Source organism: Rhodococcus sp. NPDC004095, assembly GCF_053604015.1.
Map to the genome: position 1 here is coordinate 416,607 of NZ_JBSGGS010000002.1, position 26,970 is coordinate 443,576.

A 26,970-nucleotide genomic window follows, 5' to 3' on the forward strand; every position below is an offset into this window, starting at 1 on the left:
ACCGAACCACTCGACCAGACCGGGTCGTCCGGTTCATTTCCGCTGTCTGCCGTACAGCGGACGATGTGGTTCTCGCAGCAGCTCAACCCGACCGTGCCGACGTTCATCGCGCAGTACGTCGAGCTGCACGGCGAAATCGACATCCCGCTGCTGCGGGAGGCCGCCGTCACGGCCGCGCACGAGTTCCAGTCGCCGTTCCTGACCCTCGTCGAGATCGACGGCGAACCCCGCCAGATCGTGGACCCGTCGATCGACTCGAGTGTCGGCTTCTTCGACTTCCGTGGCGAACGGGATCCGATGGCGGCGGCGCACGCCTGGATCGACACCGACTACGTGACGCCGATCCGACTCACCCGAGATCGCCTGGTGGAGATGACGATTCTCCAGGTGGGCGATCGAGATTACCTGTGGTACACCAGAATTCATCATGTCGCACTGGACGGCTACAGCGGCATGACGATGGTCAACCGGATCGCCGCGCTGTACACCGCGGCCGCGAAGGGCGTCGAACCCGACCCGAGTCGGGCGTTGGACCTACGCAAGGTGTACGACCTGGACCTCAAGTACCGTGAGTCGAGCCGCTTCACGGCCGACCGTGAGTACTGGGCCGAACACATCAGGGGTATCGAATCGGGGTCCACCCTCGCCCAGCGTGAGGGCCCGGTTTCCGCCCGCAGCCGGCTCGAGAGTGCCGCCCTGACGCCCGCCGCCCTCGCGCGGCTCGGATCGTCCGACGACCTGTTCGGCGGGACGTCCGCGGCGGTGCTCATCGCGGCGTTCGCCTGCTACCTGTCCAGGATGACCGGTCGGCACGACGTGCTCGTCAACCTGCCGGTGTCCGCGCGCACCACCGCGCCGCTGCAGCGGTCGGGTGGCATGCTCGTCAACGTTGCGCCGCTGAACATCACCGTTGCCGCGGACGACACCGTCGGCTCGCTCGTCCAGCGGGTGCAGCTGGAACTGATGGGCGCACTGCGTCACCAGCGGTGCAGCATCGAGGACATCCGCCGTGACGCCGGACTGACCGGCGCCCGTCAGGGGTTGTCGGGGCCGATGGTCAACGTGATGCTGTTCCGGCAGGAGATCACGCTGGGTTCGGTGGTGGGGGAGTACCACATCGTCACCTCCGGGCCCGTGCAGGACCTGCTGGTGAACATCTACCAGAGCGGGTCTCCCGCCCGTACTCTCGTCGACTTCCGCGGCAACCCGAACCGATACGGGGCCGACGAGCTCCGCGATCACCACGACCGGTTCCTCGCCCTGGCGGAGGAGTTCCTCGCCGCCGGGCAGGACACCCCCGTCACCGAAGTGCACGGCGAGTCCGCCGCTCTCGGCGAGGAGAACCTGCGCGCGTCCGCCGCGCTCGACTTCTGGCGCGCCGAACTGGCCGGCCTCCCCGCCGAACCCAGCCTGCCCGGCGCTCGTCACGAACGCCGCCAACCCGGTTACACCACAACCGAATTCGAGCTGGATCCCGACCTGTGGGCCAGGGTCCACCCGGTCGCCACCGGCCTCGGGGTGGACGATGCGGCGCTGCTGCACGCCGCCGTCGCGGTGCTGATCGGCCGCCTCACCGGTGCCGACGACTTCGCGATCGCCACGGCCGTCGCGCATGCCGCGGACAAGCCCCCGGACGCCCTCTTCCCGATCCGCACCGCGCTCGACCCCGCCACACCGTTCTCCGACCTCGCCCGCGCCGTGTTCGACCGCGAGCGCCGCGCCGCCGCCCATTCCCGAACGCCGCTGGCCCGCCTCGCCGAATCCCTGACGATTCCCTTCCTCCCCGTCGCGATCTCCGCGCCGGGCATCGATCCCGACTCCCATCCGGGCGGCGCCGACCTCGTACTGCAGTTCCCCGACGCCGGATCCGGCCGGTCGCCCGCGCTGGTCGTGGACCACGCCAACGACGTGTTCGGTCCGGAGGCCGTCGCCGTCCTGGTCGCCCGCCTCGAACAGGTGCTGACCGCAATCCTCGACCGCCCGGACCTGGCTTGCGGGGACGTGCCGGTGATGTCGCCGACGGAGACGCAGGCCCTGACCCCGGTGTGGGGGCCGCCGCCGGTGCCGCCCCGCACGCTGGACCGCATCCTGGCGGACGCGGTCACCGCGGGACCGGACACGGATGCCGTCGTCGACGGCGACCGCACCCTGACGTACCGGGAGCTCGACTCGCGGTCCGGCCTCCTCGCCTCGCTGCTCGCCGCGCGCGGTGTCGGTCCGGACTCCGTTGTGGCCCTGTCGATTGCGCGATCGATCGAATCGGTGACGGCGGTGTGGGCGGTCGCGAAGACGGGCGCCGCGTTCGTCCCTGTCGATCCGAACTATCCGGCGGACCGCATCGAACACATGCTGACCGACTCCGGCGCGGCCTTCGGCCTGACCACGCGGGCCCATCGGCACCAGATCCCGGACCTCGTCGAGTGGCTCGCCGTCGACGAATTCGACCTGGTGTCGGGCAGCGGGTACGTCCCGGTCCACGAGCCGCACCTCGACGACGCCGCCTACCTGATCTACACGTCCGGTTCGACCGGGGTGCCGAAGGGCGTTGTGGTCGGCCACCGCGGTCTGGCGAACTTCGCCGCGGAGATGCGGGAACGCTTCGGGGTCACGCCCCGTGCCCGCACCCTGCACTTCTCGTCGCCCAGCTTCGACGCGTCGATCCTGGAACTGCTGCTTGCCGTCGACGTCGGGGCGACGATGGTGATCGCGCCGCCCGGGATCTTCGGTGGCACCGAACTGGCCGACCTGTTGCGGCGGCAGCGGGTCACGCACGCGTTCGTCACCCCGGCCGCGCTGGCGTCCGTCGACCCGGCGGGGCTCGACGACCTCACCTGCGTGATCACCGGCGGCGACGTGTGCCCGCCGGAACTCGTCCGGCAGTGGGTCGGCACCGCCCCGGAGGACGACACCGGGCGCCGAATGTTCAACGCGTACGGCCCCACCGAGTCCACCGTCGTCGCCGGGATCAGTGCACCCCTGGATCCGCGGCTCCCGGTGACCATCGGCGGTCCGTCCAGGGGCAGCGGCTCGATGGTCCTGGACGACCGCCTGCGCCCGGTCCCGGTGGGCGCGATCGGCGAGCTGTACGTCACCGGCCCCAGCCTGGCACGGGGCTACCGGAACCGGCCCGGGGTGACCGCCGAACGGTTCGTCGCCGACCCGTTCACGGGGGGCCGGATGTACCGGACCGGCGACCTGGTCCGGTGGACCGACGCGGGGGAGCTGGAGTACCTGGGCCGCAGCGACTTCCAGATCAAGATCCGCGGCTTCCGGATCGAGCTCGGCGAGATCGACTCGGTGCTGCGCGCCGACCCGTCGGTCGCGTTCGCGGTCACCACCGGGTACGTCCGGTCGTCCGGGGATGTCGCCCTGGTCGGCTACGTCCTGCCCGTCGACGGGGCCACCGTCCGGGAACCGGAACTGCTGGCCAGGGCCGCCGAGTCGTTGCCGGCGCACATGGTGCCGGCGACGATCGTAGTCCTCGACCGGGTGCCGCTGACCCCGGCGGGCAAGGTGGACCGGAAGGCGCTGCCGCAGCCGCGGTTCGACGCGTCCGCAACCGAGTACCGGGAACCGGGCACCGACACGGAGGCCCGGATCGCGGCGGTGTTCGCCGACGTCCTGACAAACCCCCGCGTCGGTGCCGACGACAGCTTCTTCGATCTCGGCGGCGACTCCCTGATCGCGACGCGGGTGATCGCACGGACCAACGCCGCCCTCGGCACGTCCCTCGGCGTGCTCGACCTGTTCGAGGCGCCGACCGTCGCGATGCTCGCCGACCGTGCCGACGAGGCCGCCTCTGCACTCACGGCCGGCGCCGGCGCGGCCGTCCCGGTCCCGTCCCGCCCGCCGCTGACGGTTCGTTCCTTCGGTGGTCCGGTTCCGGTGTCGATGGCCCAGCAGCGCATGTGGGTGGTCAACCAGCTCGACACCACCTCGGCGGTCTACAACATCCCGATCGCGGTGCGGCTGTCCGGGGATCTCGACGTGGACGCACTGGCCGCCGCGCTCAGCGACGTGATCGCGCGGCACGAGACGCTGCGCACCGTGTTCCCGAACACTCCCACCGGACCCGTGCAGCGGGTGCTCCTTGCCGCCGAGTCGGCACTCGACCTGACCCCGGTGGATGTCCCCGTCGACCAGTTGCGGCCGCGGGTGCGGGCACTGGCGACGGAGGGCTTCGACGTCACCGCGAGCACCGCGCTGCGCGCCACCCTGCTGCGCATCGAGCCCACCACCCACGTCCTGGTGCTGGTGGTGCACCACATCGCCGCGGACGGGCTGTCGATGGGCCCGCTGGCCCGTGACCTGCTGACCGCGTACGCCGCCCGGGTCGCGGGTGCACCACCCGCCTGGGCGCCGCTGACCGTGCAGTACTCGGACTACGCGCTGTGGCAACGCGACCTCCTCGGGTCCGCGGACGACCCGGACAGCCTGATGTCCCGGCAGCTGCAGTACTGGACGACGGCCCTCGACGGCGCGCCCGAGGTGCTGGCACTGCCCGCCGACCGGCCGCGGCCGGCGCGGGCGTCGATGCGCGGCGGCACCGTCGACGTGACCCTCGAGCCCGATCTGCACCGGCGACTGCTCGATCTCGCCCACGCTCACGGCACCAGCCTGTTCATGGTGCTGCACGCGGCACTGGCGGTGCTGCTGGCCCGGTCGAGCGGCGAATCGGACATCTCGATCGGATCCCCGGTGTCGGGTCGCGGCGAGGCCGGCCTCGACGACCTCGTCGGCATGTTCGTCGGCACCCTGGTGCTGCGGACCCGGATCGATCCCGGCGAACCGTTCGCCACCCTGCTCGACCGGGTCCGGGGCGACGACCTCGCGGCGATGAGCCGTACCGACCTGCCGTTCGAGGTGCTCGTCGACGCCATGCACCCGACCCGGACGACCGCGCACTCCCCGCTGTTCCAGGTGATGCTGGTGCTCCAGGGTGCGGTCGACGCCCATCTCGAACTGCCCGGCGTCACCGCGGACGTCCGGGACGTCGACACCGGAACCGCGAAGTTCGACCTGCAGGTGATCGCCACCGAACACACCGACAAGGCCGGCGACCCCGGCCCGTTGGACACCCAGTTCGCCTACGCCCGAGACCTTTTCGACCACACCACGATGTCGGCGATGATCGATCGTTTCGTCCGCGTGCTCGAGGAGATCACGGCCGATCCGGCGGCCCTGGTCGGTGATCTGTCCATCGTCGGGGAGGACGAGCGCCGGCGCGTCGTGCAGGACTGGAACGAGACCGTCGTCGCGCTCGACGGCGAGGCCACGCTCACCGGGCTGTTCCGTGAGCAGGTGGCCCGCACCCCCGACGCGGTCGCGCTCGTATCCGGCGACCGGACCTGGACGTACGGCGAGTTCGCGGAACGGGTCGACGCACTCGCACGGATCCTGATCGCCCGCGGAGTCGGCCCGGAGTCTCGGGTGGCGGTGGCGCTGCGCCGGTCCCCGGAACTGCTGGTCGCCATCTACGCAGTGATCCGGGCCGGTGCCGCCTACGTGCCGCTGGACCCGGATCATCCACCGGCCCGGGTCCGGCACGTCCTCGACAGCGCGGCCCCGGTGTGCGTGCTCAGCACCGGCGTGCACCGGGCACTGCTGCCCGAGGACATCGACCTACTGGACCTCGACGTGGTCGAGCTGTCCGGCTCCGGCGGCGCCCCGCTGCCGCTGCCGCATCCCGATTCGACCGCGTACGTCATCTACACCTCCGGGTCGACCGGCACCCCGAAGGGTGTGGCGGTCACCCACCGCGCCATCGTCAACCGACTGCGGTGGATGCAGGACACCTATCCGCTCGACGGCACCGACGTGGTGCTGCAGAAGACCCCGGTCACGTTCGACGTGTCGGTGTGGGAACTGTTCTGGCCGTTGCAGACCGGGGCGCGGCTGGTCCTCGCCGCCCCGGACGGCCACCGCGACCCGGACTACCTGTCCCGCGTCATCGCCGCCGAGCACGTGACCACCGTCCACTTCGTGCCGTCGATGCTCGCGACCTTCCTGTCCGCCGCCCGCCCCGACGACTGCACGGGGTTGCGCCGGGTGTTCTGCAGCGGCGAGGCGCTGCCCCCGTCCACCGCGGAGACGTTCCGCCGCTTCTGCACCGCCGCGCTGCACAACCTCTACGGCCCGACGGAGGCCGCGGTGGACGTGACCGCCTGGGAGACCTCCGACGCCGACGTCCACACGGTGCCGATCGGTGCCCCGGTGTGGAACACCCGCCTGTACGTGCTGGATTCGCGCCTGCACCCGGTTCCGGTGGGCGTGCGGGGCGAGTTGTACCTCGCGGGCGCGCAGATCGCGCGCGGCTACGTCGGGCGCCCCGACCTGACCGCGGACCGGTTCGTCGCGGACCCGTTCAGCGGCGAACCCGGCAGCCGGATGTACCGCACCGGTGACGTGGTGCGCTGGCTCGAACACCCGAGTCGGGCGCCGGGCCGGCCGAGCATCGGGGCACTGGAGTACGTGGGCCGCAGCGACTTCCAGGTCAAGTTGCGTGGGCAGCGGATCGAGCTCGGCGAGGTCGAGGCCGCGCTGCTGGCGGCTCCGGGCGTCGCGCAGGCCGTGGTCGTCACCCATCACGACGACATCACCGGGGATTCGCTGGTCGGGTACGTGATCGGTGCACCGGGCGCCGCGGTGGACCCGGCCGCGGTCCGGACGCACGCGGCCACCGAACTGGCCGCGTACATGGTGCCGGCGCAGATCCTGGTCCTCGACGAGTTCCCGCTCGGCCCGTCCGGCAAGCTCGATCGCCGGGCGCTGCCCGAGCCCGAGTTCCTGGTCGCGTCGGCGGAGTTCGTCGCACCCCGCAACCCGGTGGAGGAGATTCTCTGCTCGATCGTCTCCGACCTGCTCGAGATACCCCGCGTCGGCGTGCACGACAACTTCTTCGACCTCGGCGGCAACTCGCTCATCGCTGCTCGGCTGGTGGCCCGCGCCAACGGGGCGCTCGGCGCCCATGTCGGCGTCCGCGAGGTGTTCGACGCGCCGACGGTGGCCACCCTGGCACTGCGCGTCGAGTCGGCGACCGCGGCCGCCGCGGACCGGCCGCCGCTGCGACCGGAGGCGCGCCCCGACCCGATTCCCGTCGCGCTGGCGCAGAAGCGGATGTGGTTCGTCAACCAGTTCGACACCACGTCCCCGGCCTACAACATCGCCATGGCGATCCGGCTGGACGGCACTCTCGACGTCCCCGCCCTGCAGACGGCGGTGGCGGACGTGCTCGATCGGCACGAGTCCCTGCGCACCAGGTTCCCGCTGGTCGGCGCCGAGCCGACCCAGGACATCCTGCCCACCGCCGCGGTGGCCCCGGACCTGACTCCGGTCCCGATCAGCGAATCCGAACTGCCGGAGCGGATCACCGCTCTGACCGACACCGGGTTCGACGTCACCACCGCCGCGCCGCTGCGGGCCCGGTTGCTGCGCGTCGCCGGCGACCGGCACGTGCTCGTGATCGTGGTGCACCACATCTGCGCCGATGGCTTCTCGATGGCGCCGCTGGCCCGGGACGTGATGGGCGCGTACGGCGCCCGCACCACCGGGCAGGTCCCACAGTGGGCCCCGCTGCCGGTGCAGTACGCCGATTTCGCGTCGTGGCAGCAGCGGGTCCTCGGCGATCCCGCCGACCCGGAGTCGCTGATGGCGCGGCAACTCGACCACTGGACCACCACGCTCGACGAGTTGCCGGACCTGTTGCCGCTACCGACCGACCGGCCCCGGCCTGCGACCCAGTCCCTGCGCGGTGCCGCGTCGACCTTCGACATCGACGCGGACCTGCATCGGCGGTTGATCGCGATCGCCCGGGACCGCGGCACCACCGTGTTCATGGCGATGCACGCCGTCCTGGCGGTGTTGCTGGCCCGGTCGTCCGGGACCGACGACATCGCGGTCGGCACCCCGATCGCGGGGCGCGGCGAACCCGAACTCGACGACATGGTCGGAATGTTCGTCAACACCCTGGTACTGCGCACCGAGGTACCCGCGGAGCGCTCGTTCACCGACCTTCTCGCCGCCGTCCGCGACCGCGACCTGGAGGCGTTCCACCAGTCGGATCTGCCGTTCGAGCGGCTGGTCGAGGCCCTCGCCCCGGAACGCAGCACCGCCCACTCGCCGCTGTTCCAGGTGATGTTCGAGTTCCGCAACAACGAACGGCCGCGTCTCGAGCTGCCCGGCCTGACCGTCTCGGCACTGGACCTCGGCGTCGCGACCGCGAACTTCGACCTGCAGCTGACCTGCACGGAACGGTTCCACGGCGACGGCTCCCCGGCCGGCATCGACGCCGGGTTCACCTACGCCGCCGACCTTTTCGACCCCGCGACCATCGACGAGTTCGGGCGGCGACTGGTGCGCATCCTCGACGCGGTGACCGCCGATCCCGACACGCCCGTCGGCGATGTCGCCGTCCTCGATTCCGACACCGCCCACGCCCTCGCCCCGGTGTGGGGACCCGGTACCGTCCCGCTGCGCACCCTGCCCGAGCTGCTCATCGCGGCCGCGGCGGGCAACCCGGACGGCATCGCCGTCGTCGACGGTCCCGACGCACTGACCTATCGCGACCTGGACGAGTCGTCGAACCGCTTGGCCCGCAGGCTGATCGGCCTCGGCGCCGGGCCCGAGACGGTGGTCGCGGTGGCGGTGCCGCGCTCACTGCGCTCCGTCCTCACCGTGTGGGCGGTCGCGAAGACCGGTGCCGCGTTCGTGCCCGTCGATCCGCACTACCCGCAGGACCGGATCCTGCACATGCTCGAGGACTCCGGCGCCGCGTGGACCGTCACCCTCGCCGAACACCGGCACATCGTGCCCGACGGCGTCACCCCCGTCGTCCTCGACGCCCCTGAAACGGAGGCGTCGATCGCCGCACTGCCGGGGGACGCGGTGACCGACGCCGATCGCACCGGGCCGCTGCTCCTCGACCACTGTGCCTACCTGATCTACACGTCGGGATCCACCGGTGTCCCCAAGGGTGTCATCGTCACGCACCGCGGACTGGCCGGCTTCGCCGAGGACGTGCGGGCGCGCTACGGGGTCACGGCCGCGTCGCGGACCCTGCACTTCTCCTCGCCGAGTTTCGACGCGTCGATCCTGGAACTGTTCTTCGCCGTCGGCGCCGGCGCGACCATGGTGATCGCGCCGGCCGGGATGCTCGGTGGCGACGAACTGACCGAGCTGCTGCGGCGGCAGCGGGTCACGCACGGGTTCGTCACCCCGGCAGCGCTCGCCTCCGTCGACGCGGACGCGCTGCCGGATCTGCGGTGCGTGGTCACCGGCGGCGACACCTGCCCACCGGAGCTGGTCCGCCAGTGGGCGCGACCGGGCCGGTCGATGTACAACGCCTACGGTCCCACCGAGACGACCGTCGTCGCCGCGGTGTCCGGGCCGATGGACGCGGAGCGGCCGGTCACGATCGGGCGACCCCCGCTGGGCAGCGCGGCCGTCGTCCTCGACGACCGCCTCCACCCGGTCCCGGTCGGGGTCACCGGCGAGCTGTACGTCACCGGGCCGTCCGTGACGCGTGGTTACCGGAACCGTCCCGGCACCACCGCGGAACGGTTCGTCGCCGACCCGTTCACCGGCGGCCGCATGTACCGCACCGGCGACCTCGTGCGCTGGACCCTGACGAGCGCAGCGACGGGGGATGGCACCCTGACGAGCGGAGCGCCGGGGGACGTCGCGGGGGTGGAGCTGGAGTACTTGGGGCGCAGCGACTTCCAGGTCAAGATCCGCGGCTTCCGGATCGAGCTCGGCGAGATCGAGTCCGCGCTGATGCGCCACGACGCGGTGGCCCGGGCCGTCGTCACCACGCACCAGGACAGCGCCGGCCGACCCCGGCTGGTCGGTTACGTGGTGCCCCACATCGGTGCCACCGTCGACAGCGCCGAGGTCCTCGCGTTCGCCAATACGCTGCTCGCGCCCCACATGGTGCCCGCCGCGCTGGTGGTGCTCGACGACCTGCCCGTCACCCCGGTCGGCAAGCTCGACCGCAAGGGACTGCCCGAACCGGACTTCACCCCGCGCGCCGGTACCCGGCGCGCCCCCACCGGGCACACCGAGACGGTCCTCGCCGAGCTGTACGCCGAGGTGCTTGGTGTCGGGGAGGTCGGGGTCGACGACTCGTTCTTCGCGCTCGGCGGCGACAGCATCATGTCGATCCAGCTGGTGGCGCGGGCCAAGGAGTCCGGCGTCCACCTGTCCCCGCGGCAGGTGTTCGAGCACCGGACCGTGGCCGCGCTCGCGGCGGTCGCCCAGGCCGGGGACACCGGTCCGCAGGTCCTCGAGGAACTGCCCGGCGGAGGGGTCGGCGACATGCCGGCGACCCCGATCGTGCGCTGGCTGCTCGAGCGCGCCAGCGTCGGGGAGGTCGGTGGGGGACGGCGCTTCGACCGGATGTCGCAGGCCACGCTGCTCCGCGCGCCGCACGATCTGACCTCGCTCGCGCCGCTGGTGGCGACCGTCCAGGCGGTCCTCGACCGGCACGACATGCTTCGGGCGCGGCTGCGGATCGACGGCGCCGCAGCATCGGGCGGCACCACCGCCGCCACTGGTGGTGCGGTGATGGAGGTTCGGCCCGTCGGCGCCGTCGACGCCGCCGGGTGTGTCCGGCGGGTCGCGGTCCAGGCGGCGCCGGGCACGCCGGAGTACGCGTCCGAGGCGCTCGACGCACTCGACGCGGCGCAGGACCGCCTCGACCCGCTCGGCGGCGTCATGCTGCAGGTGGTGTGGCTCGACTCCACGACCGGGGACGGCAGGTTGCTGGTCGTGGTCCACCACCTGGCGGTCGACGGTGTCTCCTGGCGGGTGCTGGTCCCGGACCTGGCGATCGCCTGGGCGCACGTCGCGGCGGGGCAGACGGCGACGCTGCCCCCGGTCGGCACCTCGATGCGCCGGTGGGCCCATGCCCTCGTCGACGCCGCCGCCGAACGCCGCGACGAGCTCGCGATGTGGCGCGGGATGTCCACCGGCCCGGACCCGCTGCTCGGGTCGCGGCCGCTGGACCCCGACGTCGACGTCGAGTCCACCGTGGCGCGACTGACCGTCGAACTGCCCGCCGACGTCAGCGCCGCGATCCTGACCGCCGTCCCCGAGACGTACCGGGGCGGCGTCACCGACGGACTGCTCACCGCACTCGCCATGGCCCTGACCCGGTGGCACCGCGGCCATGGCCGCACCGTCGACGGCGGCACCCTGGTCGCGCTCGAGGGGCACGGTCGCGAGGACCAGATCGTCACGGCACCGGATGCCCGAGGAGTACAGGACGCCCACGAGAGTCGCGCGGATCTGTCGCGGACGGTCGGCTGGTTCACCACGATCCACCCGCTGCGACTGCGCCTGCCCGACATCGACCTCGACGCCGCGTTCACCGGCGGCGCCGCGACCGGTGCCGCGATCAAGGCCGTCAAGGAGCAGCTGCTCGCGGTCCCCGACAACGGCATCGGCTACGGGTTGCTGCGGTACCTCGACCCGGAGGGCGGCGCGGAACTGGCCGGGCAGCCCGCACCGCAGGTCGCGTTCAACTACCTGGGCCGATTCGCGACCGACCTCACCGACGAGGGCGCGGAGACGGGCTGGGCCCCCACCGCGGACGTGGACATGGAGCGAGCCCAGGACCACGACCTGCCGGTCGCGTCGGCGCTCGACATCAACGCGGTGACCACACAGGTCGACGGCCGGCCGGTGCTGCGGGCCACGTGGGCGTACGCGTCGGGTGTCCTGGACGCCGCGGACGTCCGGGAGATCGCCGGCCTGTGGACCTCTGCGCTGACCGCGCTCGCCGCCCACGTGGACGCGCCCGGCGCGGGCGGGCTGACCCCGTCCGACCTCGATCTGGTGGACCTGAGCCAGACGGCGATCGACGGACTCGAGTCGCGATACCCCGATCTGCAGGACATCTGGTCCCTGTCGCCGTTGCAGTCCGGCCTGCTGTACCACGCAGTGGCGGCCGGCACCCCTGACGTGGAGGGGGACAAGCCCGTCGACTCGTACACGGTGCAGTTGACGCTCGAGGTGCTCGGCGCCGACCCGGTGCGGATGCGGCGTGCGGGCCAGGCGCTGCTCGACCGCCACCCGAATCTGCGCACCGCGTTCGCCGCCGACGACACCGGCCGCGCGCTGCAGATCGTGCACCGCCACGTCGAGCTGCCCTGGACCGAAGTCGACCTCACCGGACTGCCCGCCGCGGACCGCGGCCGGGCTCTGGACCGGCTGATGGCGGAGGATCGGGCCCGCGGATTCGAGATGGACACCGCGCCGTTGCTGCGGATGACGGCGATCCGCACCGGGCCGGACGAACAGCGCATCGTGCTGACGAATCACCACATCCTGCTCGACGGCTGGTCGATGCCCCTGGTCCTGCGGGATCTGCTGACCCTGTACGCGACCGACGGCGAGGACGACATCCTGCCGCCGGTGCGGCCGTACCGCGACTACCTCGGCTGGATGGCGCGGCGCCCGGCCGAGGAGTCATTGCACGAATGGCAGCGGGCGCTGGCCGGGGCGACGGACGCCACCCTGCTCGGTCACGGTCGACCGACCGGGCCGACCTCGCACGAGGTGCGGGTCGCCCTCGACACCGACACCGCGGACGCGTTGCGGACACTGGCCCGTGGCCGCGGCACCACCATTTCCACCATGATCCGCGCGGCATGGGGAATCCTGTTGGGGGAGTTGACCGGTCGCGACGACGTGACGTTCGGCGGCACCGTGGCCGGACGTCCCCCGCAGGTGCCGGGCATCGAGACGATGGTCGGGCTGTTCATCAACACGCTGCCGGTGCGGGTGACCCTGGACCCGCACGAGACGCTTCTCGACCTCCTCGTCCGGTTGCAGTCTGAGCAGGCGACGCTGCTCGACCACCAACACGTCGGCCTCTCCGACATCCAGGCCGGCGCCGGCGCCGGCGCCGTGTTCGACACCCTGACCGTGTTCGAGTCCTATCCGATCGACCGGGACGCGCTGACCGCGGACACCGACATCGCGGGGATGCACGTCACCGGCGTCCACGACAACGCGAACACCGCGCACTACCCGCTGGCGTTGGTCGTCACCGACGACGACACCCTCACCCTGAAGCTGGAGTACTTCCCGGAACTGTTCGACCGGGAGCAGGTCGAACAGTTCGGGCACCGCATGGCCCTCGCGCTGACCGCCCTCGCCGAGACCCCGGATCTGCCGCTGTCCCGGCTGCGTCTGCTCACCGACCGGGAGCACACCGACCTGGTCCCCGCCCGGGGCCTCCCGGCCGATCACCGGCGAACACTCCCGCAGATCCTCTCGGACGCGGCCGCGCAGGACCCGGACGCGGTCGCGCTCATCGCGCCGCCGGCCGATCCCGCGACCGGCGACCGCTCGGTCACCTACCGGGAGCTCGACGAGACGTCGAACCGGTTGGCGCGGCTGCTGATCGCCCGCGGCGCCGGACCCGACACCTCCGTCGCGCTGTGCCTGGCCCGCTCGGTGGAGTCGGTGACCGCGATGTGGGCGATCGCCAAGTCCGGGGCCGCGTTCATGCCGGCCGATCCGAACTACCCACCCGAGCGGGTCGCGCACATGCTCGCCGATTCCGGTGCGGTACTCGGCATCACGGACGCGGCGACCGTGGACCGGCTGCCCGACCAGGTGATCTGGCTGGTCCTCGACGGACCGGACGCCGCCGATCTGCTCGCCTCCGTCTCCGCGGCACCGGTCAGCGACGCCGACCGCCGGGCGCCCCTGCGCCTCGACCACGCCTCCTACGTGATCTACACGTCCGGATCGACGGGCACCCCCAAGGGGGTGGTGGTCCCGCACCGCGGCCTCGACAACTTCACCCACGAACTGCAGCAGCGGATGCGCGCGACTCCCGGCAGCCGCACCATGCACTTCGCGTCCCCGAGTTTCGACGGCGCGGTCTACGACTACCTGCTCGCCTTCGGTCCCGGCGCCACGATGGTGATCGTCCCGCCGACCGTGTACGGCGGAATCGAACTCGCCGACGTGATCGCCCGCCAGCACGTCACCCACTCGTACGTGAACGTCGCCGGCCTGGAGACCGTCGACCCGACCGGCCTGGACGAGTTCACGACCGTGATGGTCGGCGGCGAGGCCTGCCCACCGGAACTGGCCGCCAAGTGGGCCGCGTTGGACGGCCGCCGGTTCTTCGACGGTTACGGGCCGACCGAGGCGACGATCATGGCCGACATGAGCGAGCCGCTGGTTGCGGGGGAGCCGGTCGGGATCGGGGGGCCCGTGCTCGGGGTCTCCGAGGTGGTGCTCGGCACCCGGCTGCAGCCGGTCCCGCTCGGGGTACCCGGTGAGCTGTACCTGTGCGGTCCCGGCCTGGCCCGCGGCTACCACGATCGTCCCGGCTTCACCGCAGGCCGGTTCGTCGCCAACCCGTACGGCGAGCCCGGGGAGCGGATGTACCGGACCGGGGATCTGGTGCGGTGGACGGAGCACACGAGCACGACGACCGGCGCGACCACGCTCGAGCTCGACTACCTGGGCCGCGCCGACTTCCAGGTCAAGATCCGCGGCTTCCGCATCGAGCTCGGCGAGATCGACTCCGCCGTCGCCGCCCACCCGGATGTCGACTTCGCGGTGACCGTCGCCCGCAGGACGGGCGAGGACACCCATCTCGCCACCTACGTGACGACCCCCGGGCCGCGACCGGCGGCGACCGAGATCCGTGAGTTCGTCCGGGGCCGCCTGCCCGCACACATGGTCCCCGAATCCGTGACCTTCCTCGACGAGATCCCGCTGACCCCGGTCGGCAAACTGGACCGCTCGGCCCTCCCGGAGCCCGAGTTCGTTTCGGCACAGTATGTTCCGCCGTCGAATCCGATCGAACAGACCGTCGCGGACGTCTACGCCGACGTCCTCGGCCTGGAGCGGGTCGGCGCCGAGGACGACTTCTTCGACCTCGGCGGCAACTCGCTGATCGCGACCAGGGTCGCCGCCCGGCTCGGTGCCACCCTCGGCGCGACCGTCGGGGTGCGCGCCCTGTTCGAGGCACGGACGGTGCGGGAGGTCGCACAGCTGGTCGCCGACACCGGCACCGGACCGGACCGGCCGCCCCTGGTCGCCGGCCCGCGCCCGGCGAGGCTGCCGCTCTCGCCGGCCCAACAGCGGATGTGGTTCCTCAACCAGTTCGACACCGCGTCGCCGGCCTACAACATCCCCCTCGCGGTGCGCCTGAGCGGCGACCTCGACGTCGATGCGCTGGCCGCCGCGCTCCGTGACGTGCAGACCAGGCACGAGTCGCTGCGCACCGTGTTCCCGCTCGGTGCGGACCGGGAACCGGAGCAGGTGGTCCTGACCGCGGACGAGTCGACCAACCTGTCGGTCGAGACCGTCTCCGAGGCCGAGTTGCCCACCCGCCTCGCGGAATTCGTCGGCGCGGGATTCGACGTCACCGCCGGGGTCCCGATCCGGGTGTCGTTGCTCCGGCTGTCGCCGACCGAGCACGTCCTGGCGATCGTCGTGCACCACATCTGCGCGGACGGCTTCTCGATGGCGCCGCTGGCCCGGGACGTGATGGCCGCCTACGCCGCGCGCGCGGCGGGGGTCGCGCCGGACCGGGAGCCGCTGGCCGTCCAGTTCGCGGACTTCGCACTGTGGCAGCGGGGCCTGCTCGGCGACCCCGCCGATCCGGCCTCCCGACACGCCACCCAACTCGACTTCTGGTCGAACGAGCTCGCCGGCCTCCCGGAGGTCCTGGCGCTGCCCACGGATCGGCCGCGTCCCGCCGAGCGCACCCTGCGCGGCGGGCGGATCCCGCTGACCGTGGACGCCGACACGCACCGGGCGCTCGCCGCCCTCGCCCGCACCCGCGGCGCGACGATGTTCATGACGATGCACGCGGCGCTCGCGGTGCTGCTGGCGAAGACCACCGGATCCGAGGACCTCGCGATCGGCACCCCGGTCGCCGGGCGCGGCGACGCCGCGCTGGACGAGATGGTCGGCATGTTCGTCGGGACACTGGTGTTGCGCAGCCCGGTCCCGCCGGAACGGTCGTTCCGGGATCTGATCGGCGACGTGCGGGCCCGCGACGTGGCCGCGTTCGAACACACCGACCTGCCCTTCGAGGTGCTCGTCGACGCCCTCGCCCCGGACCGGTCGACCAGTCACACCCCGCTGTTCCAGGTCCTGATCGAGTTCCAGAACAACGAACTGCCGACCCTCACGCTGCCCGGCCTGACGGTCACCGCGCTCGAACCGGATCTGCCGGTGGCGAAGTTCGACCTGCAGTTGACCCTCGCCGAGACGTTCGCCGACGACGGCACCCCGGCGGGGATGACCGGTGCCCTGACCTACGCCACCGACGTCTTCGACAGCCGCACCGCCGCGACCCTCGCCGCCCGTTTCGAGCGCTTGTTGACGGCGGTCAACAGTCACCCGGATCGGCCGATCGGCGACCTCGACCTGTGCACCGCGGCCGAACACGCGGCGATCGACACCGAGTGGAATCTCCCCGGCCGGCGCGCCCCGCAGACCACGCTGGCGGACGCGTTCGCGTCCGCGGTCGCCACGTACCCCGATTCGACCGCGGTCACCTTCGCGGACACCACCCTCACGTACGCGGAACTCGACGCCCGCGCCAACCGGCTCGCCCGCCTGCTGACCGAGCGCGGCGCGGGACCGGAACGGCTTGTCGCGGTCGCGCTTCCGCGTACCACCGACCTGGTCGTAGCGCTGCTCGCGGTGATCAAGTCCGGCGCCGGATACCTGCCGCTCGACGTCAGCTACCCACCCGACCGGCTGGCGTTCATGCTCGCCGACGCCGACCCCGTGTGCACGCTGTCGGTGTCCGCGGACGTCGCGCGACTGCCCGACAGCGATGTCCCGACGGTGCTGCTCGACGCCCCGGACGTCGCGGCCCGGCTGGCCGCGATGTCGCCCGCACCCGTCACCGACGCCGACCGCGCCGCGCCACTCGACCCGGCCGCGATCGCGTACGTCATCTACACCTCCGGCTCGACCGGGCGCCCCAAGGGCGTGCTCGTCCCGCACCGTTCCGTGCTGACCCTGATCGAGAACACCCGCGACAGCTTCGACTTCGGACCGGCGGACGTGTGGACCATGTTCCACTCCTATGCCTTCGACTTCTCGGTCTGGGAACTGTGGGGGCCGCTGCTGCACGGTGGCCGGCTCGTCGTCGTCGACCACGACACGGCCCGATCCCCGCAGCAGTTCCTGCGCCTGCTCGAACGGGAACAGGTCACGGTCCTGAACCAGACCCCGACCGCGTTCTACCAACTGGCCGAGGCGGACCGCGAGGCCAGCGGAGCGGACCTGCTTGCGGCACTGCGGTACGTGATCTTCGGCGGGGAGGCCCTCGACTTCGCGCAGCTCGGGCGCTGGTACACCCGCCACGGCGGGGCGAGCGAAGCGACGGGGAATCTCACTGCAGGACCCGAACTGGTGAACATGTACGGGATCACCGAGACCACCGTGCACGTCACCCGGCTGCCGCTGACTCCGGAACTGGCTGCGACGTCGTCGGCGAGCGTGGTGGGCCGCGCGATCCCGGGTCTGCGGGTGTCGATTCTGGACCGCCGCCTGCGTCCGGTCCCACCGGGCGTGGTCGGGGAGATGTACGTCGCGGGCGACCAGGTCACCCGCGGCTACCTCGGCCGCCCGGACCTGACCACGGCCCGGTTCGTCGCCGACCCGTCCGGCGCGCCGGGCGCACGGATGTACCGCACCGGCGACCTGGCCCGCTGGGACCACACCGGGCACCTCGAATACCTCGGTCGCTCGGACATGCAGGTCAAGATCCGCGGCTTCCGCATCGAACTCGGCGAGATCGAGTCCGAGATGCTCGGCTTCCCCGGCGTCGCGGCCGCCGTCGCCACCGTCCACGACGACGGCGCCGGCCGGACGCGCCTGGTCGGCTACCTGGTCCGCGAGCCCGGCGTCGAGGTGGACCGGGGACGGCTGCGCGAGCACCTCGCCGCCGAACTCGCCTCGCACATGGTGCCGACCGCGTTCGTCGACCTGGACCGGCTGCCGTTGACCGCGAACGGGAAGCTGGACCGGAAGGCGTTGCCGGAGCCGGACTTCGGGGCCCTCGCCGGTGCGGGCAGGGACCCGGCGAGCGAGGCCGAGGCACAACTCGCCGGGCTGTTCGCCGAGGTGCTCGGACTCGACACCGTCGGCGGTGCCGACTCGTCCCGCACCGTGGGCGTCGACGACTCGTTCTTCGCGCTCGGCGGCGACAGCATCATGTCGATCCAACTGGTCGCCCGGGCGAAGGACGCGGGCCTGACGCTGACCCCGCGGCAGGTGTTCGAGCACAAGACCGTCGCCGCGCTCGCGGAGATAGCGGAGGAGTCCACCGTCGAGGACGTGCCGGTCCTCGAAGAACTGCCCGGCGGCGGGGTCGGTTCCTTCCCGGCCACCCCGATCGTGCGGTGGCTGCTCGACCGGGCCGGTGCGGGCGATCTGGGCCGGTACACGCAGTCGGCGCTGCTGACCCTGCCGGCGGGCGCCACCCGTGAGCATCTCGAACGCACCCTCCGCGCCGTGCTGGATCGGCACGACATGCTCCGGGCCCGGCTCGACCGCGCGACCGCGACGATGACGGTCGCCGCACCCGGGTCCGTGGGGCCCGCTCTGACCCGGGTGCCCGTCGACTCCGTGAGCGGTGCCGCTTTCGAGCGGATCGCCGCTGCGGAGCTCGCCGACGCAGCAGGCAGGCTCGACCCGGAAGCCGGGATCATGCTGCAGGCGGTGTGGTTCGACCCGGTCGGCGGGTCGGACCACACCGGGTCCGGTCGGTTGCTGCTGGTGGTGCATCACCTGGCGGTCGACGGGGTGTCGTGGCGGGTGCTGGTGCCGGACCTGGCGATCGCGTGGTCCCGGATCGTGCAGGACACCGAACCCGCGCTCGCACCCGTCGGAACGTCGATGCGCAGGTGGTCGCGCGCGCTCGCCGACACCGACCGCACCTCCGAGCTCGGATACTGGACCTCGGTGCTCGCCGGACCTGATCCGGTGCTCGGCACCCGGGCCCTCGACCCCACGGTCGATGTGAACGCGACCGTGGAGCGGGTGCGGGTGGATGTGCCTGCCGATGTCACCGAGGCGCTCCTCACCGCGGTGCCGGAGTCCTTCCACGGCAGCGTCAACGACGGACTGCTGACCGCGCTGGCGCTCGCGTTGACCCGGTGGCGGGCCGATCGCGGCGAGTTCCACACCGACGCGCTGATCAACGTGGAGGGGCACGGCCGCGAGGAAACCGGCGTCGGCGGTGCCGACCAGCCCGGAGCGGGCGGTGCCGCCCGGGCCGATCTGGCCCGCACGGTCGGCTGGTTCACCACCATCTACCCGGTGCGGCTCGACCTGGAGGGGGTGGACCTCGACGAGGCGTTCGACTCCGGTCCGGCCACCGGAGCCGCGATCAAGGCCGTCAAGGAGCAGTTGCTGGCGGTCCCGGACCACGGCATCGGGTTCGGGCTGCTGCGGTACCCGCCGGACGGGACGACCGCACTCGCCGACACCCGCACCCCGCAGGTCTCCTTCAACTACCTCGGCCGCCTCGGAGGCACGGTCACCGACACCGACGCCGGCTGGGTGCCCGTCGCCGACGTCGACCTCGACGACCGGCCGAGCCCCGACCTGCCGGTCGCGGCCGTCCTCGACGTCAACGCCGTCACCCTCGCCGGTGCCGACGGGTCGCGGCTGCAGGCGACCTGGGAGTTCCCGACCGGGGTGCTGTCGGCGGAGGAGGTCACGCTGCTCGCGGAACTGTGGGTGGAGGCGTTGACCGCCGTCGCCCGGCACGCCGCCGACCCGGCTGCCGGGGGTCTCACCCCGTCCGACGTGGACCTCGTCGACCTCGACCAGCGGGCCATCGACCGCCTCGAGGCCCGCTACCCGGACCTGTCCGAGATCTGGTCGCTCGGTCCGCTGCAGTCGGGGCTGCTGTTCCAGGCCCGCGTCACCGAGCACGCCGTCGATCCGTACGTGGTGCAGTTGACGCTCGACCTGCGTGGCGTCGTCGACGCCGACCGGCTGCGCCGCGCCGGCCAGGCACTGCTGGACCGGCATCCGAACCTGCGGGCCGCGTTCGTGCATGATCCGGACGGCACCGCCGTGCAGGTGGTGCCCGCCCACGCGGTGCTGCCGTGGACCGAGACGGACCTGACCGGATGGGACCGCGGCGTCGCCGAGTCCGAGTTCACCCGAATCCTCGACGCGGACCGGACCGCCGGCTTCGACATGACCGCCCCGCCGCTGCTTCGGTTGCTGCTGGTGACGATCGCACCGGGGGAGTACCGCCTGGTGCTCACCAACCACCACATCCTGCTCGACGGCTGGTCCACGCCGCTGATCCTGCGGGACCTGCTCACCCTGTACGCCACCGACGCCGATGCGTCGAACCTGCCTCGGGTCCGGCCGTACCGCGACTACCTGCACTGGCTGGCCGGACGTGACGGCGCCGCCTCGATGGACGTGTGGCGCGACCGCCTCGGCGACGTGGGGGAGCCGACGCTCCTGGCCCCGATCTCACCCGGGCAGCCGGCGCCCGCCGGGTCCCGCGAGTACGCGGTGTCGCTGACCTCCGAGGACACCGCCCGCCTGCGCGCGCTGGCCCGCGGCCGCGGCGTCACCGTCAACACCGTCGTGCAGGCCGCGTGGGGTGTCGTCCTCGGCGCGCTGACCGGCCGCGACGACGTGGTGTTCGGTGCCACCGTCTCCGGGCGTCCGCCGCAGATCCCCGGCATCGAGGAGATGGTGGGCCTGTTCATCACCACCATCCCGGTCCGGGTCACCCTCGACCCGCACGAATCCCTCGGCGAGCTCCTCGATCGGCTCCAGGTCGAACAGGCGAGCCTGCTCGACCACCACCTTCTCGGCCTGCCGGCCATCCAGCAGGCCGCCGGACCGGGATCGGTGTTCGACACCCTCACGGTGTTCGAGTCCTATCCCGTCGACCGGGCCGGGTTGAGCGAGGACACCGACATCGCGGGGATGCGGGTGGCAGCGGTCGGCGGCCGCGACTCCGCGCACTATCCGCTGGCGCTTGTCGCGTCGGAGGCGACCTCCCGGACGGGCGAGGAGTCACTGCACCTGAAGTACGAGTACTCGGACGCCTTCGGCCGCGGCGAGATCGCCGTCATCGCCGACCGCGTGCACCGCGTGCTGCGCCTGCTGTCCACGAGCCCCGAGACCCGCGTCGCACAGGCCCACGCCCTCGACGCCACCGAACTGGCCGAACTGCTGCCGGTGGCCGGGCCCGCCGGACGGTCCCTGCGGACGCTGCCCCAGATCCTCACCGACGCAGCGGCACTCGATCCCGACGCGGTCGCGCTGAGCGCGGAGGGCCACGAGGTCCGCTACCGCGAGCTCGACGAACGCTCGAACCGGTTGGCCCGGGTCCTGATCGGGCTCGGCGCCGGACCGGAGACGTTCGTCGCGGTGGGTGTCGCCCGGTCGCTGTCGTCGGTGCTGTGCATGTGGGCGGTCGCCAAGACCGGTGCCGCGTTCGTCCCGGTGGACCCGAACTATCCGCCGGAGCGCATCACCCAGATGCTCACGGACTCCGGTGCCACTGTCGGCCTGGCGCTGAACGCCCACCGCGGGACGCTGCCCGACTCGGTGCCCTGGCTGTACCTCGACGCCCCCGCCTTCGCCGACCGGTGCGCCGCCGAATCCGCCGAGCCCATCACCGACGCCGACCGGCTCGCCCCGATCGAACTGACCAACGCCGCCTACCTGGTGTACACGTCCGGGTCGACCGGCACCCCCAAGGGTGTCGTCGTCACCCACACCGGCCTGGACAACTTCGCGCGTGACCAGCTCGACCGGTTCGCCGCCGCACCCGGTTCCCGGACGCTGCACTTCTCCACACCCAGCTTCGACGGCGCAGTGTTCGAGTACCTGCAGGCGTTCGGAGCGGGCGCGACGATGGTGCTGGCACCGCCGACCGTCTACGGCGGAACCGAACTCGCGCAGCTGATCAAGGCCGAACGCATCACCCACGCCTTCGTCACCACGGCGGCGCTGGCCACCGTCGATCCCGGCGGACTGGACGAGTTCCAGGACGTGGTGTTCGGCGGCGAGGCGTGCCCGCCGGACCTCGTCACCCGGTGGGCGCCCGGCCGGCTGCTGCACAACGCGTACGGACCGACCGAGACGACGGTGATGACGAACATCAGCGCACCGATGACGCCGGACCGGCCGATCAGCCTCGGCGGCCCGATCCGCGGCGTCCAGGAACTGGTGCTCGGATCCCACCTGCAGCCGGTGCCCGTCGGCGCGCCCGGCGAGCTGTACATCTGCGGTGTCGGGTTGGCGCGCGGCTACCACAACCGCCCCGGTTTCACCGCCGGCCGCTTCGTCGCCAACCCGTACGCGCCGGGCGAGCGGATGTACCGGACCGGCGACATCGTCCGCTGGACCCGCACCGTCGGAACCGGCGAATACACGGTCGAGTATCTGGGACGCAGCGACTTCCAGGTCAAGATCCGCGGCTTCCGCATCGAACTCGGCGAGATCGACGCCGCGATCATGGCCCAGCCCGGCGTCGGGTTCGCCGTGACCGTCGCCGTCGACGGACCGTCCGGGGACACCGCGCTCGCCAGCTACGTCCTGCCCGCGACCGGGCACCGCCTCGATCCCGCCGAACTCACCGCGGGCCTGGCCCACCGGCTGCCGACGCACATGGTGCCCGCGGCCGTCACCATCCTCGACGAGATCCCCCTGACCCCGGTCGGCAAGCTCGACCGCGCGGCGCTGCCGAGCCCGCGGTTCGCCGGCCGCGGCGGCCGGTTCACCGCCCCGACGACCGCACTGGAACGGACCGTAGCGGACGTGTTCGCGGAGGTGCTCGGCCTCGACCGGATCGGCATCGACGACGACTTCTTCGAGGTGGGCGGAAACTCGCTGGTCGCAACGCGGGTCACCGCCCGGCTCGCCGCCGCGCTCGGCACCTCCGTCGGGGTGCGGGCGCTGTTCGAGGCGCCGACCGTGCGGGCCCTGGCGGCGAGGATCGACGACTCGGAGCACGACCGGGGCCGCCCCGCGCTGACCGCCGGACCGCGGCCGGAGCGGATCCCGATCTCCCTCGCGCAGCAGCGGATGTGGTTCCTCAACCAGTTCGACACCACCTCGCCGGCCTACAACATTCCCCTCGCGGTCCGGTTGACCGGAGACCTCGACGTCGCCGCGCTGCGCGGCGCGGTCGCCGACGTCCTGGACCGCCACGAATCGCTGCGCACGATGTTCCCGGTCGTCGACGGGGAGCCCACGCAGCGGATCGTCCGCACCGCGGACGCGTTGACCGAGTTCGTGGAGACCGAGACCACGGCTGGCGAATTGCCCTCCCGGATAACCGACTTCGCGTCCCGCGGTTTCGACGTGAGCGCCGGCGTCCCGATCCGCGCCGCCCTGTACGCACTCGCGCCGGACGACCACGCCCTCGTCGTGGTCGTCCACCACATCAGCGCGGACGGCGCCTCCCTCGCCACGCTGGCCCGCGACGTGATGGCCGCCTACCTGGCCCGCAGCGCGGGGCAGGCCCCGCAGTGGACGCCGCTGCCCGCGCAGTACGCCGACTTCACGCTGTGGCAGCACCGCGTCCTCGGCTCCGACGACGACGAGCAGTCGCTGATCAGCAGACAGTGGCAGTTCTGGCGGGACGCGCTTGCCGGCCTGCCCGACGTCCTCGCCCTGCCCACCGACCGGCCCCGACCCCTGCAGCAGACGATGCGGGGCGACCGCGTCGAGTTCACCGTCCCCGCCGACCTGCACCGCGCCGTCGCCGACCTGGCCCGCGGGGAGGGCGCCTCCGTCTTCATGGCGGTCCACGCCGCCTACGCGCTGATGCTGTCCCGCCTCGGCGACACCGACGACATCGCGATCGGCACCCCGATCGCCGGTCGCGGGGATGCCGCGCTCGACGAGATGATCGGCATGTTCGTCGGCACCCTGGTGCTTCGCACCCGGATCGACGCCGCGGAGTCGTTCACCGAGTTCCTCGGCAAGGTCCGGGAATTCGACCTCGACGCGTTCGCGCACGCGGATCTGCCGTTCGAGTTGCTGGTCGAGAAGCTGAATCCGCCGCGGTCCACCTCGTACTCGCCGCTGTTCCAGGTCTCCCTCGAGTTCCAGAACACCGAGACCCCGCACCTGGAGCTGCCCGGCCTGGCGGCCGAGGCGATGGACCTGTCGACCCGCGTCGCAAAGGAGGACCTCGAACTCGTCCTCGCCGAACGCTTCGACGACGAGCAGAACCCGGCCGGGATGAGCGGGGCCTTCGATTTCGCCACCGACCTGTTCGACGCGGACACCGTGCGGGCGCTCGCGGACCGGTTCCTGCGGATCCTGCGCGCGGTGACCGCCGACCCGTCCGGTGCCGTCGGCGACATCGGCATCCTCGGTGCCGTCGAACTCGCCGAGTACGCGCCGGCGCAGGGCCCCGAGGGAGCCGCGCCCCAGCTGTGGCCGGACCTGCTCACCGCGGCCGCCGCCGTCGACCCCGAGTCCGTCGCCCTGGCCTTCCGGGATCGCCGGGTGACCTATCGGGAGCTCGACGACATGTCCAACCGCCTCGCCCGCGCGCTGACCGCCCGGGGTGTCGGACCGGAAACCTTTGTCGCGCTGGGGATGTCCCGGTCGCTCGAGGAGATCGCCGCGATCTGGGCGGTCGCCAAGGCCGGCGCCGGGTTCGTCCCCGTCGACCCGACCTACCCGAGCGACCGCATCGACTACATGCTCCGGGACTCCGAGGCGGTGCTCGGCCTGACCGTCACCGACCGCCGCGATGCTCTCCCGGACACGGTGCCGTGGCTGGTCCTCGACGACCTGGAGGAGGAGCTGGCGGCCACGTCCGCCGCCCCGATCACCGACGCCGACCGCATCTCGCCCCTGCACCTGGCGCATCCGGCGTACCTGATCTACACCTCCGGGTCCACCGGTCTGCCGAAGGGCGTGATCATCACCCACCGCGGCATCGCGAACCTCACCGCCGAGGAGTACGACCGCTTCAAGGTCAGCCCGCAGTCGCGGGTCTCGCACCTGGCGTCCCCGAGCTTCGACGCCTCGGTCTTCGAGCTGATGATGGCGTTCAGTGCCGGCGCCCGCGTCGTGATCGTGCCGCCCACCATCTACGGCGGCACCGAACTCGCCGACCTGCTGCGACGCGAACGGGTCACCCACGCCTTCATCACCCCGACCGCGCTGTCGTCGATGGATGACACCGGTCTCGACGAGCTGAAGGTGCTCGCCGTCGCCGGTGAGGCATGCCCGCCCGAGCTGGTCGCCAAGTGGGCGCGCGGCCGCAGCATGTTCAACGGCTACGGCCCCACCGAAACCACCATCCAGGCCAGCGTCAGCGACCCGATGAGCGCCGACGAGGCCGTCAACATCGGCAGGCCCGCGATCGGATTCGAGGAGATGATCCTCGACACCCGACTCCACCCGGTCCCGGTCGGCGTCCCGGGCGAGCTGTACATCTCGGGACCGGGCCTGGCCCGCGGCTACCATCACCGCCCCGGGCTGACCGCAGGCCGCTTCGTCGCGAACCCGTTCGGCGAGCCCGGCTCCGAGATGTACCGCACCGGCGACATCGTCCGTTGGCGGACCACGACCGACGGGCCTGCCACCGTGGAGTACGTCGGCCGCAGCGACTTCCAGGTCAAGGTCCGCGGCTTCCGCATCGAACTCGGCGAGATCGACGCCGTGCTGGCCGGACATCCGGCGATCGGCTTCGCCGCGACCATCGGCTACACCGGACCGTCGGGGGCGACACTGCTCGCCGCCTACGTCGTCGGCGCCGACGGCATGCGGCCCGACCCGGGCGAGCTGCGCGCGTACGTGGCGGCCCGGCTGCCCGCGCACATGGTGCCCGCCGCGGTCACCGTCCTCGACTCCGTGCCGATGACCCCGGTCGGCAAACTCGACCGCCGGGCACTGCCCGCCCCCGAGTTCGGTTCCCGCGCCGACCTGTACCAGCCGCCGCGCACCCCGACCGAACGCACCGTCACCGACGTGTTCGAGAAGGTCCTCGGCGTCGACCGGGTCGGGGTCGCCGACAGCTTCTTCGACCTCGGCGGCAACTCGATCGTCGCGACCCGCCTGGTCGGCGAGATCGCGTCCCGCCTCGACCGGAGGCTGCCGCTGCAGGCGGTGTTCCTCGACCCGACACCCCGCGGAATCGCCCTGGCCATCGACGAACCCGGCGGCGCGGCCCCCGTCGACCAGGCGCTGAGCGTGCTGATCCCGCTGCGCACCCAGGGCAGTAGGTCGCCGCTGTTCTGCATCCACCCCGGGATCGGGCTGTCGTGGGGCTACGCCGGTCTGGTGCGGCACCTGTCGGGTGACCGGCCCGCGTACGGCCTGCAGCTGCCCGTCATCAGCGGGGGCCCGCACTTCACCTCCGTCACCGAACTCGCGCAGCGGTACGTGCAGGAGATGCAGTCGGTGCAGGCGCACGGGCCGTACCACCTGCTCGGCTGGTCGCTCGGCGGCGTCATCGCCCACGCCGTCGCCGTCGAACTGCGCTCGCGCGGGGAAGAGGTCGCGACGCTGGCGATCATGGACAGCTACGTCGGCCTCGACGACGGCACCCCCGACACCCTCACGGTCGGGGAGCTGCTGCACGGGCTCGGTCTCGACCTGCCCGCCGGCGACGGCGACACCCTCACCTACGAACGCGCCGTCGAACTGCTCGACGAATCGTTCGGGCAGAGCACCGGATTGACCGCCGAGCACCTGCAGCGGATCAGTGCCGGGTTCACCGACTCGACCCACATCATGCGCACCTTCAGCCCCGACGTCTTCGACGGCGACCTGCTGTTCTTCCGCGCGGCACGCTCCGCGGACGACGACCACTCGCCCGAGGAGTGGCGCGACGCCGTCACCGGCGGCATCCGGGAGATCGAGATCGACTGCGAACACAACCAGATGATCGAACCCGAGGTCCTCGCCGTCGTCGGCCCGGTGCTCGACGAGTACCTGACCAGCCACTAGTCGCCGACCCAC

At 72.1% G+C, this 26,970-nt stretch carries 1 protein-coding gene; it reads left to right on the top strand.

What is annotated here, in order from left to right; genetic code table 11:
• Nucleotides 1–63: 63 nt before the first annotated feature.
• A complete protein-coding gene (locus tag ACWEPG_RS04995; RefSeq protein ID WP_452593998.1) occupies nucleotides 64–26,958 on the top strand; it encodes a non-ribosomal peptide synthase/polyketide synthase in 26,895 nt (8,964 codons plus the stop codon).
• Nucleotides 26,959–26,970: the final 12 nt, after the last annotated feature.